This window comes from Flavobacterium sp. (assembly GCF_004295795.1).
Lineage (GTDB): Bacteria > Bacteroidota > Bacteroidia > Flavobacteriales > Flavobacteriaceae > Flavobacterium.
Map to the genome: position 1 here is coordinate 1 of NZ_SEBR01000030.1, position 12,374 is coordinate 12,374.

Below are 12,374 nucleotides of genomic sequence, written 5' to 3' on the forward strand. Positions count from 1 at the left end.
TGCGGCAGCTTCGCTGCCGGATGTTGTAGTTCGTCGCCTTCCGCGGGACTACTTTTGCCTGGCCGCAAAAGTAGCAAAAAGGCCTTGCGGCTGAACCAAAAACGCGACCTGACAGCCTTCAAATTTGGAAAAGAGGCGAACAATGCGCTGTGCTGTTGACGCCTCTTTTTTCCCAAATTTCAAGACGTCAGGTGCCCGCGTTTTGTGCTTAGGCCGCGGACTAATTGGAAGTGTTTATTTGCTTTTTAGCTTGCTTCGCTGCGCTAAAAACGGCTTCGTAGCAAAAAACAGGTGTGTCTTTGACGGAAACAATCGGTTGGCTTTGATTGGGAATCTTAGTTTTTACGTTTGCGCTAAACAACCATTCGGCTCAAAAAGCTTAACATTTTTTACAGAAAATCTGTAATCAACTCCCGGCTTTTTCCCGGAACTTCGACCAGACCTAACAAATCTTCGAGATTTGTTAGGTCTTAGAAAAATGCGGCTTTCCAAGGGATTTGGATGTGTTTTCGAGGCATAGGTTTTAGAAGATAAAAGTTTCCGGTTGTCTCCTTAGGAAAAACAGCTATGTCTTTAACAGCGAAAATGGGTTGGCTTTGATCGAGAATCTTGGTTTTTACGTTTTGCCCTAAACAACAATTCGGTTCAAAAACCTTAACATTTTCTACAGAAAATCGGTAATCAACTTTCGGATTTTTCCCCGAACTTCGGCCAGACCTAACAAATCTCAGAGATTTGTTAGGTCTTAGAAAAATGCGGCTTCCCACAGATTTTTGACATATTTTTGGACGTTTCGGAGCACGGGTTTTAGAAGATAGAAGTTTCCGATGACGACGTTATGGAAACGATTCTCGCGATTGAGGGAAAAGGTAATTCGGAGACACATTTTTCCAAAGCGACAGCGGCGGAAAAATGTCAATAAAAACTTTCCGATTAGTCCGGCATTTGAGCGTTTTGGCGGGCACCTGACGTCTTGGAAATTCGTGGAATTAAAGGTTGTTTGAGCGACCCAAAGAGAAAGTCGTTTCGAAGAAAGCCTCCCGCGAGTTCCTTTAATTCCCGAATTTCCAAGGCTGTCGGGTCGCCAAAATCGGTCGTGCCGCGAGCCTCTTTGTTACTTTTGCGGCGAGGCAAAAGAAGTCCCCGCCGGACAGGCGACGAAAGAAATTAAAAGCCTGCGGCAGCGCAGCTGCCGAAAAAAACCAAAAAAAGCGCAGCTTTTTTATTTACGTTTCGAGAGCAAGATTGATTCAGGAAAAACAGAAATTTCTTAAATAAAAAAAAGATCGTCTTACGACAATCCTAGCCCGGATGCGGGCAACTAGCCTTTTGCAGAAAAAGACGTGATTTTCTTGACTTGAAACAGCGACCAACGGAAGCTCGTTTCAAGACTTAGAAAAACCGGTTTTTACAAAAAAGCTAGTGCCTGTCAGCCGGAAAAAGCTCCTAATAAAAAAGGCTCCAAAAAAGAAGCCAATTTTATCAAAATTCCGCATTCTGCGGCGTGCGCGGAAAAGGAATGACATCGCGAATATTCGTCATGCCGGTAACAAACAAAACAAGGCGTTCAAAACCAAGCCCGAATCCGGAGTGAACCGCGGTTCCGAAGCGGCGCGTATCAAGATACCACCAGAGTTCTTCTTCGTCGATTCCGAGGACTTTCATTTTCTCCACGAGTACGTCGTAACGCTCCTCACGCTGCGATCCGCCGACGATTTCGCCGATTCCCGGGAACAAGATATCCATGGCGCGAACGGTTTTTTGGTCTTCGTTCAAACGCATGTAAAACGCCTTGATATTCGCCGGATAATCGTAAAGAATCACCGGGCATTTAAAGTGTTTCTCGACAAGGAAACGCTCGTGCTCACTTTGCAAGTCGGCGCCCCATTCTTCGATTATGTATTGGAATTTTTTCTTTTTGTTCGGAGTCGAATCTTTCAGGATGTCGATCGCTTCTGTGTAAGAAACGCGCTTGAAGTTGTTTTCGAGCACGAATTTCAGCTTCTCGATCAACGCCATTTCGCTTCTTTCGGCTTGCGGTTTCGATTTTTCTTCTTCCAACAAACGCTGCTCCAAAAACTGCAAGTCTTCGGCGCAATTTTCCAATGCGTATTTCACTACATATTGGATGAAGTCTTCGGCTAAGTCCATATTATCGTCCAAATCATTGAACGCGACTTCGGGCTCGATCATCCAGAATTCCGCGAGGTGACGCGACGTGTTCGAGTTTTCGGCTCTGAAAGTTGGTCCGAAAGTGTAGATCTGACCCAACGCCATAGCGAAAGTCTCGCCTTCCAATTGTCCGGAAACCGTCAAATTCGTGTGCTTTCCGAAGAAATCCTGTTTGTAGTCGATCGCTCCGGTTTCGTTTTTTGGCAGATTGTCCAATGGCAAGGCGGTAACCTGGAACATTTCGCCCGCACCTTCGGCGTCAGCGCCTGTAATGATTGGCGTGTTTACGTAAACGAAACCTTTGTCCTGGAAATATTTATGGACGGCATATGACAAAACCGAACGCACGCGCATAATCGCTCCAAAAGCGTTTGTGCGGACTCTTAAATGTGCGTTTGCACGCAAGAATTCCAACGAGTGCTTTTTGGGCTGCATCGGGAATTTCTCTGCATCGGAGTCGCCCAAAATCTCGATTGCCTTGACCTGAATCTCGTACTTCTGACCTTTTCCCTGGCTTTCTACCAGATCTCCCGTTACTGAAATCGCGGCTCCGGTCGTAATGCGCTTCAACGTTTCTTCTGGCGTATTCTCGAAATCCACGACGCACTGGATATTATTCAGGCAAGATCCGTCGTTCAATGCGATAAACTGATTGTTTCGGAACGTTCGCACCCAACCTTTGGCTGTAACGTCAGTCAGGGGTTTTGTGCAGCAGAGCAGGTCTTTGATTTTCGTGTGGTTCATTTTTTGAATACAATTTTTACGGATGCAAATATATGGTCTAAAATTATCATTTTTTCTATTATTCAGGATTTCTGTGAAACCGGGCCTTTTACTCTCGAGTCGCATAGAACTCGCTCCGCTGGGTTGGTTTTTTTTGCTGGCTGCCGCCGTAGCGTGCTTTGATTTCTTTCGTCGCCTTCCGCGGGTTAGTGTTGATTGAGAATTTCAAGTTTGCACGTTGGCGCGAAACACCATTTCAATCAAAAACCTTAACATTTTTTACAGAAAATCTGTAACCGACTCCCGATGTTTTCCCCGAACTTCGCCCAGACCTAACAAATCTCGGAGATTTGTTAGGTCTTAGGAAAATGCGGCTTGCGACAGTTTTTCAACATGCTCTTTGGTCTTTTCATCGCACGGGTTTTGGAAGATAGGAGTTTTCGGTTGTCTTCATAGTAAAAAAGCTATGTCTTAAACGGCGACGATGGGTTGGCGTTAATCGAACGTCTCAGGTTTTCACGTTGGCGCGAAACAATCGCACGATCAAAATCCTTAACATTTTTTACAGAAAATCTGTAATCAACTCCCAGTTTTTTCCCCGAACTTCGCCCAGACCTAACAAATCTCAGAGATTTGTTAGGTCTTAGTAAAATGCGGTTTGCGACAGATTTTCGATATGTTTTTTGGCCGTTTCGAAACACGGGTTTTCAACGCCCTAAGTTTCCGGCGGCGACGCTATGGAAACGATTTTGGCGATTGAGGAAATTTGGTGTTCGGAGACACATTTTTCCAAAGCGACAGCGAGGGAAATCGAGGCCCGAGCAGAGAGCAAGTCGTTTCACAAAAATCTCCGGGCCCGAAGATTCAACAAAGTTAAAAATGTCAATAAACACTTTCCGCTTAGTCCGGCATTTGAGCGTTTTGGCGAGCACCTGACGTCCTGGAAATTCGCGACCCGAGCAACGCGAACTGACGGAGCTTGCGTAGTAAATTAAAGGTTGTTTGAGCGACCCAAAAGTGAGTCGTTTCGGGAAAACTTTCCCGCGAGTTCCTTTAATTCCCGAATTTCCGAGGCTGTCAGGTCGCCAAAATCGGTCGTGCCGCGAGCCTTTTTGTTACTTTTGCGGCGAGGCGAACCGAGGAACGAGGTTCACTGACCCGAGCGCAGCGAACTGGCGAAGCAATCCTTTAAAAAACAATAAAAATCAATGAAGTAAAAGTAAGCCCCGCCGGACAGGCGACGAAAGAAATTAGAAGCCTGTGGCAGCGCAGCTGCCGAAAAAAGCAAAATAAGCTAAGCTTATTTATTTAGGTTTCGAGAGTGAGAGTGGTTCAGTAAAATGATCAATTTCTTAAAGAAAAAAAAGATCGTCTTACAACAATCCCTAGCCCGGATGCGGGCAACTAGCCTTTTGCAGAAAAAACCGAATTTTTCTTGACTTGAAACAGCGACCGCAGGAAGCTCGTTTCAAGACATAGAAAAACCGGATTTTTAAAAAAAGCTAGTGCCAGTTAGCCGGAATCAGCTTCAAAAAAATCGGAAAAAATAGTATTTCCGAAAAGAATTCCCGGAATCGGTCATCAGCACGTAAGAATTTTAGTGCTTTATCGATTGCTTTAAGCATGCAAAAAGCGATATCAAACGACTTTTTGCAACATCAATTTGATTCCGTTTTGCTCGAAGAAAATCAGGTTTTGGTTGAATTCGAGATTGATACCGAGTGGTTTGAAATAGAATTTGTTGGTTGCTGACGGCGTCATCGGGAAAGCGACTTCTGCCAAAACGTCCAGACACATCAAATCTCCGGATTTCTGCATGTAAAATTCGAGTTGCAAGGCGCGATCGTTCGACTGGAATTTCCCCACATATTTCTCGAGATCATCGGTCTTGACGAAAAACGGCAAAACTTGGTTTTCGGAATAGATCGCATCGAGAATCCCGACATAAAGTTCGTTGTGTTCCAGGCGATGTCCGTTTATGCAAATGGCCACATTGATGTCGTTTTGCTTGTCATAAAGCGCGATGGTATGCCAGCCGGAAGCGTCACCGGCGTGTCCGTAGAACATTCGGCCTCTGAAAGGAATCGGCATCAAATTGCGTCCCCATTCTTCATTTTCGCCCGGAATCATTTTTGCGAGCGATGCTTTTTTGACGATCTTGCCGTGAAACAATTGGTGCATAAAACGGTTCAATTGCGCCGGAGTGGCCGAAATATCTCCAACGCCAATCGAGTTGGCGTAATCGTAGTCGACCATTTTCGTCCAGACTTTGTTGCGATAGTTGTAAGGTTCGGAAATGTTTGTCGGATTGGTGTCGGCGGCGGCGAGATCGCCAAGTTTGTTGGGCGAAATGATGTGTTTTTGGATGATTTTACCAAATGTGGAATGGTACTTTTTTTCGACAATTTCTTTTAGCAGATAAAACGCCGAATTCGAGTATTTTACACCAGTTCCGGGCTCGAATTTCAAACCTTGTTTCTCGATTTCAGCTAGAATTTCCTGCTTCGGAACTTTTACCGAAAGCCATTTTACGGAGTCGTTTTTGAGAATATAATCTTTGAGGCCGCTCGTGTGTTCGAGCATTTGTTTGATCGTGATCTTGTCCGATTTTGGGAATTTCGGGTAGAATTCGGAGAGTTTCGTGTCGAGCGAAAGTTTTTTGGCTTCGATCAATTTCCAGATCATGGCCGCGGTGAAGACTTTGGTGATCGATCCGACCTGGTATTTTGTCGATGCGTCGACCTTTAGGTTGGGATTCGCACTTTGGCCGAAGTCGCGTCTGTAAACTTCTTCTCCGTGTTTGAAAACTGAAATCGATCCGACGCCTTGGTCGTAAGCTTCGAGATTGTCGAGGTAAGCATCGATTTTCCTGGCGTCGATGTGTTGCGCATCCGCGAAAGCGAAAACGAACAAAAGCAAAAATGGGATAAAATGTCTCATAAAAAACAAGACGGGAATGCTTGCGAAATGGTTGGTCAGGTCAGATTTTAAAATTGCGGATTTTTGAATTTTCGCCGATAAATCGCATCATTTCAAGTCTTTGTGATTTGGCAAATTTTCGATTTCCTCGTCGGTATGTTCGGCAATGTCGATAAGCGACGGTTTCATTTCCTGTTCGTTGATCAGCGATTTGTTCAGCGTCAAGACCAACGCCGGAAGCAACATCAGGTTCGACAACATTCCGCAAAGCAACGTCAGCGAAACCAGTCCGCCGAGTGCGACCGTTCCTCCAAAATCAGACAACATGAAAACCGAAAATCCAAAGAAAAGCACGATCGAAGTATAGAACATGCTCAATCCGGCGTCGCTGAAAGTCGCGTAGACCGAGCGCCTGATGCGCCAATTATTGCGTTTGAGTTCCTCGCGATATTGGGCCAAAAACCGCAAAGTGTCGTCGACCGACATTCCGAAAGCGATCCCAAAAACCAAGATGGTGCTTGGCTTGAGCGGAATGTCCAAAAAGCCCATCAATCCGGCGGTCAAAAGCAAGGGCAGCATATTGGGAATAAGCGAAACCAACACCATTTTGAACGATCGGAACATGAAGGCGACGAGCAATCCCGTAAGGGCAAAGGCGAACAATAAGGACGAAAGCAAGTTGTCAAGCAAATAACCCGTGCCTTTTTGAAACACCAAAGATCTTCCGGTCACGATCACGTTGAATCTTTCTTTCGGGAAGATTTTTTCGGCTTCGGTCTTGATCCTTTTTTCGATCGCCGGAATTTGTTCTCCGTTCTCATCGCGCATGAAGGCTGTAATTCTCGCGAATCTTCCGGTAGAATCGACGTATGATTTCATTAGATTCTGTTTACCGCCTTTGGTCGCATTTTTAGCGTACGACAAAATAAACGATTGCTCCTGAGAAGTCGGAAGCTCGAAATAATCCGGGTTGCCGTTGTAATAAGCTTGCTTGGAATATTTGACCAGACTTACGACCGAAACTGGTTTGGACAATTCCGGAATCTCGTTGATTTCCTTTTCGAATTCCTCCATTTTGTGCAAGGTCGAAAGTTTGAGAATGCCTTTCGGATGTTTACAGTCGATCATGATCTCAAGTGGCATGACGCCGTCGAATTCCTGCTCGAAAAACACGATGTCCTTGAAAAACGGCGTCTTTTTGGGCATGTCTTCGATCAGACTTCCGGAAATGCGCATTTGTGAAATTCCGAGCAGCGCAATCACCATAAGCCCAATTGCGATCACGTAGATCGAGAAGCGTTTGTGTTTTACGGTGTCGAGAATCCAGTCCATGAAACCTTTGACCGAACCGCGTTCCAAGTGGCGCAGATGACGTGGTTTGGGCGCCGGAATATAACTGTGGCAAATCGGGATCAAGACCAAGGCCAGGAAAAACAGTCCCAAAATGTTGACTGCTGTGACGTTCCCGAATTCTATCAGAAGTTTGTTGTTCGATGTGATGAAAGTCGCAAAACCTATCGCCGTGGTGACATTCGTCATGAAAGTCGCCATCCCGATTTTGGTCGTAACGCGCTGCAAAGCCTTGGCCTTGTTGCGGTGCACGAAATATTCCTGATGGTATTTATTGGTCAGGAAGATGCAGTTCGGAATCCCGATCACGATCACCAAGGCTGGAACCATGCCGGTCAAAACGGTGATTTGGTAATTGAAAAGTCCGAGGAATCCGAATGACCAAAGCACGCCAATGACCACGATCAAAACCGAAATCGCCGTGGCACGAACACTTCTGAAGAAGAAAAAGAACAAAAGTGAAGTCACCAAAAGTGAGGCGCCAATGAAAAGCCCGATTTCTTTTTTGATCGTCTCGGCGCTCAAAGTCCTGATGTAAGGCATGCCCGAAACCTTGGGTTTTATGCCGGTTTCCTTCTCGAAATCGGCAATTGCCGGAACAAGTTTTTTCAGCACGAAATCCTTGCGGGCAAGCGTGTTCACGATTTTTTTGTCGAGGTAAACCGCCGCGCGCACCGTTCCCGATTTCTTGTTGAAAAGCAAGCCTTCGTAAAACGGCAGGTCGTTCAAAAGTTGGGTTTGCAGCGATTTGAGGTAAGCCGGATCCTGGGTTTTGGAAATATCGGTAAACTCGGCGAGCTCGAAAGTCTGGAGCGAATCGTTCTTTTGGAGTTTCTTGAGATTGTGTATATCGACGACCAGATCGACGTTTTTGTCGGCTTGGATATTCGTCATGAGTTTCGTCCAACTCCTGAAAATCTTTGGTGTAAAGAGTGTCGAGTCTTTGAGTCCGATGACGATCAGGTTACCTTCTTCGCCGAATCTATCGAGGAAAGCGTTGTATTCGATGTTCGTCGGATCGTCGGCCGGAAGCAAATTCGCCTCGGTATAACTGAACCTGATGTGTTTCCATTGTCCGATGAGCAAAGCCGTGATGACAGCCACCAAAATCAGCATCAAAATCTTGTTGCGCAACACGATTCGCGCGATAAGTTCCCAGGTGCCCAAACTAGACCACTTTGCCATTCCTTGTTTTTGAGGTCGCAAATTTAGGCAATCGCCGACGGTTTTACCCTGCGAGTCCTTTGTTATTATTGAAGATTTGACGGAATTTTAACAGATGCCGCTTTCTCGAGAAAATTTCATGCAAAGAATCGAGCGTTTTCCCAAATTCTTTGTCGCGGTCAAGCCGATGCGAAACGTTCTCGCAGGCAAAATCCGTATATTTGGACGCTTTCGACCAACCGAACATGAAAAACTTCAGGAATTCCATCTTCTACGTCCTTACGATCGGTGGCTTAGGCGCGTTGATGTATTGGATCATCGCCCAAGGCAAACACCTTGAAACCGGACGAAATGTCGTGCCGATTTCGGTCAAGGACCAATGGAACCAATTCGTCGATTCGATGGTGCACAATCTGTCACATCCTTTGGCGTTGCTGCTTTGCCAAGTCATTACGATCATTTTGGTCGCAAGGATTTTCGGATGGTTTTTTAGAAAGATCGGCCAACCGACGGTCATCGGGGAAATGCTGGCCGGAATCGTGCTCGGGCCATCGGTCGTAGGACTTTACATGCCCGAATATTCCGCATTGCTTTTTCCGAAGGAATCGCTCGGAAACCTGCAATTCCTAAGCCAGATAGGACTTATTTTCTTCATGTTCGTCGTGGGCATGGAACTCGATCTCAAAGCGCTTCGCAACAAAGCCAATGACGCGGTCGTGATCTCGCACGCAAGCATCATTTTCCCGTTCACGCTGGGCGTCGGGCTCGCTTATTTCATCTACGAATCGTTCGCGCCCCAAGGCATAGAATTCCTGTCGTTCTCGCTTTTCCTCGGAATCGCGATGAGCATCACGGCCTTTCCGGTTTTGGCCAGGATCGTGCAGGAACGCGGCATCCACAAAACCAGACTCGGAGCGATCGTAATCACTTGCGCCGCCGCCGACGACATCACGGCCTGGTGTATTTTGGCCACGGTAATCGCGATCGTGAAAGCCGGTTCGGTCGTGAGTTCGCTTTATGTTATCGGGTTGGCAATCGTTTACGTTTTGCTGATGTTGAACGTGGTGCGTCCGTTCCTGAAACGCGTTGCCGAACTCAAGAATTCGCGTTCGAGCCTGAGCAAACCGGTCGTTGCGATTTTTCTTCTGACGCTTATCATTTCGGCTTATGCTTCAGAAATAATCGGAATCCACGCGCTTTTCGGAGCGTTCATGGCCGGAGCGATAATGCCTGACAACACGCGTTTCAGGAGCATTCTGATCGAGAAGGTCGAAGATGTTTCGGTGATTTTGCTATTGCCGTTGTTTTTCGTTTTCACCGGATTGAGAACCCAAATAGGGCTGATCGACAAACCCGAATTGTTCGAAGTCATGGGTTGGGTGATCTTGGTCGCCGTTACCGGAAAATTCGTGGGAAGCGCGCTCGCGGCGAAATTCGTCGGGCAAAGCTGGCGCGACAGTTTCACGATCGGTGCGTTGATGAACACGCGCGGATTGATGGAATTGGTCGTTTTGAATATCGGATACGACCTGGGCGTTTTGTCGACCGAAATCTTTACCATCATGGTAATCATGGCGCTCGTCACGACTTTCATGACCGGACCGGCACTCGATTTCATCAACTACATTTTCAAGAGCAAAACTGCCGTGATTCCGGACGAAATCCAATCGGATTCCCGTTACAAAATCCTGATTTCATTCGGAAACCCAAAACGCGGAAAATCGCTGTTAAGGCTTGCCAACAGTTTCGTCCGAAAGGAAAACAAACAAGGTTCGGTCACGGCTTTGCACATGACTTTGAGCAACGAATTACACACTTTCGACCTCGAAGAACACGAAAGACGCATGTTTTCACCGATCGTGGCCGAAGCCGAAACTATCGATCAGGAAATCACGACGGTTTTCAAAGCCTCGAACGACATCGACACAGACATTATCGACGTGGCCAACAAAGGCGACTACGATTTGCTTCTCGTCGGTTTGGGACAATCGATTTTCGAAGGTTCGCTTCTTGGGAAATTGCTCGGATTCACGACCAGAATCATCAATCCGGATCGTTTGATCGACAAGTTCATCGGAAAAGAAGGCCTGTTCGAGAATTCTCCATTTGGCGAAAGGATGCGCCAGATCACGACTCGCGCCAAAATGCCTGTAGGAATTTTCGTAGACAAGGAAATCGACAGCCTGAACAAGATTTTCATGCCGTTGTTCAGTCCCGAAGACGATTTCCTGTCGGATTATGCCAAAAAACTCATCCACAACAACAATTCCGAGATCTCGATCATGGACAATGTCGATGAGACCGGAAATGCGATTCCATCTGAAAAAACGGATTTGTTGCGGACAAAATTCCCGCAAAGCACGAACACGGTTGTCGATCGCACGATGAAAAAAGAGTTCCTCGAAAGCCACGATATGATGCTCGTGAGTCTCGACAGCTGGAAAAAACTCGTCGATTCACAAAGCGTCTGGCTTTCGAATGTGCCGTCGATTTTGATCATCAAACCGTAATTCGGGCGAAATTTCGTTCCTTCGCATCGATGCAAAACGCCAATTCCATATTGCTTACGATCACGGTTTTGCTTGCAATGGCGGTCGTTTTTTTGTGTTTCCGACTTTTCTCGGTGAACAGATTCAAGAAATTGTCCGAGACCAAATTTGGCCAGCTTGAAAGCAAAGTGCACGATCTGCAACTCGAGAATCTCGAATCGCGCCTCAATCCGCATCTGTTTAAAAACATCCTGAATTCGATACAATCTCACGCTTATCAAACCTATTTTGCGCTAGACAAACTCGCCAACGTGCTCGACTACATCCTGTATGAAAGCCGAAAGCGTTTTGTGTCGCCTTCAGCCGAAATAGATTTTGCGCTGAATCTGATCGAGATCAACAAAATCAAGGTGAGTCCGTTGTTCGATTTGCGCGTGAAAACCAAATTGGACGAGGCCGACAGTTTGTACAACCAGGAAATCCTCGCACCGTTGGTCGTCACCGACCTGATCGAAAATGCGTTCAAACACGCCGATCTACAGAATTCCGATTCGTTTATCTCGGTGGTTTTCGAATTCGCTTCGGGCACGCTTTCGCTCACGGTTTCCAACAAGATTTCCGAGAAAAAAGCGCTTCATAAAGACAAGTCCGGAATTGGCGTGAACGCGCTTGAAAAACGACTTTCCATCTTGTACAAAGAGCGTTTCAAATTGGAGCGATTCTCTGAAAATCAGGTTTATACGGCTCATTTAAAAATCGATTTGCGTGGATTCAAAACTGAAATGCATTCTGCTTGACGACGAACTTCCCGGTTTGGCCTATCTCAAGATGCTGTGCGGACAACTTTCGGAAATCGAGGTCGTCAAAGCGTACAACGATCCTGAGAAATTCCTGTCGGATAAGGACGCGCTGGACTTCGATTTGTGTATAACCGATATCGAAATGCCAGGAATTTCAGGGCTTGAACTCGCATCGGCGCTAAAAGACAAACTCGTCATTTTTACGACCGCCTACAAAAATTACGCTTCGGACGCTTTCGATTTAGAGGCCGTCGACTACATCGTGAAACCCGTGAAAATGGAACGTCTCGAAAAAGCGATCCACAAAGCGATCCAGCAATTTTCGGCCAGGATCGAAAAACCGAATTTTTTCCAACCGATAACCGACAAAGGGCGTTCAATCGTGTATTTTCACAGGATTTCAATGATTTCCACTGCTGAAAACGATTCTCGCGACAAAACGATTCTGCTCGACGACGGAACCAAAATCCTACTCAAAAACATCAAGTTCACCAGGCTTTTGGAACAATTGCCTGAAGCCGAATTTTGCCGCGTCAACAAACAGGAAATCGTGTCTATTCGGGCTGTTCGCGCGTTTTCGAACAATTCGATCGAGGTTGATCTTGTCGATGAGAATGGGAAAAATCGCGTGGTTTCTTTGTCTGAAACTTATAAGGCTGATTTTTATTCCAAGGCTGGAAAAGTTTAACATTTTTTACAGGAAATCTGTAATCGAGGCAAGTTCGACTTCCTTACTTTTCTAACCCTGTCAGGGTTA

Annotated in this window: 6 protein-coding genes; 3 read left to right on the plus strand and 3 right to left on the minus strand. The window is 46.2% G+C overall.

All coding sequences use genetic code 11. The features are described 5' to 3' along the window. Positions 1-1,482: 1,482 nt before the first annotated feature. From asnS to EOO49_RS17660, 3 genes are all read right to left on the minus strand, one after another. Complete coding sequence (gene asnS, locus EOO49_RS17650; protein WP_290848132.1) at positions 1,483-2,916, minus strand: asparagine--tRNA ligase; 1,434 nt, start codon at positions 2,914-2,916, stop codon at positions 1,483-1,485. A 1,617-nt stretch (positions 2,917-4,533) separates the two neighbouring features. Then, positions 4,534-5,835, minus strand: a complete 1,302-nt coding sequence (locus EOO49_RS17655; protein WP_290848134.1) for a serine hydrolase — start codon at positions 5,833-5,835, stop codon at positions 4,534-4,536. Between the two features lie 87 nt (positions 5,836-5,922). Further along, positions 5,923-8,349, minus strand: coding sequence for an MMPL family transporter (locus tag EOO49_RS17660; RefSeq protein ID WP_290848136.1), 2,427 nt, complete (start codon positions 8,347-8,349; stop codon positions 5,923-5,925). Between the two features lie 224 nt (positions 8,350-8,573). On the opposite strand from EOO49_RS17660, the gene EOO49_RS17665 reads away from it, so the two are divergent. From EOO49_RS17665 to EOO49_RS17675, 3 genes are read left to right on the plus strand one after another with little or no spacing between them, the layout of a single operon-like run. Continuing rightward, complete coding sequence (locus tag EOO49_RS17665) at positions 8,574-10,838, plus strand: cation:proton antiporter (protein WP_290848184.1); 2,265 nt, start codon at positions 8,574-8,576, stop codon at positions 10,836-10,838. A 29-nt stretch (positions 10,839-10,867) separates the two neighbouring features. Further along, complete coding sequence (locus EOO49_RS17670) at positions 10,868-11,614, plus strand: histidine kinase (RefSeq protein WP_290848139.1); 747 nt, start codon at positions 10,868-10,870, stop codon at positions 11,612-11,614. Then, entirely contained in the window at positions 11,583-12,305 is a 723-nt protein-coding gene (locus tag EOO49_RS17675; RefSeq protein ID WP_290848141.1) for a response regulator, read from the plus strand. The genes EOO49_RS17670 and EOO49_RS17675 overlap by 32 nt, the downstream gene beginning before the upstream one ends. Positions 12,306-12,374: the final 69 nt, after the last annotated feature.

Bases quoted from the DNA above. Each gene is read 5' to 3' on its own strand.
- EOO49_RS17655 (WP_290848134.1), bottom strand. From the start codon at position 5,835: ATGAGACATTTTATCCCATTTTTGCTTTTGTTCGTTTTCGCTTTCGCG.
- EOO49_RS17665 (WP_290848184.1), top strand. From the start codon at position 8,574: ATGAAAAACTTCAGGAATTCCATCTTCTACGTCCTTACGATCGGTGGC.
- asnS (WP_290848132.1), bottom strand. From the start codon at position 2,916: ATGAACCACACGAAAATCAAAGACCTGCTCTGCTGCACAAAACCCCTG.
- EOO49_RS17660 (WP_290848136.1), bottom strand. From the start codon at position 8,349: ATGGCAAAGTGGTCTAGTTTGGGCACCTGGGAACTTATCGCGCGAATC.
- EOO49_RS17670 (WP_290848139.1), top strand. From the start codon at position 10,868: ATGCAAAACGCCAATTCCATATTGCTTACGATCACGGTTTTGCTTGCA.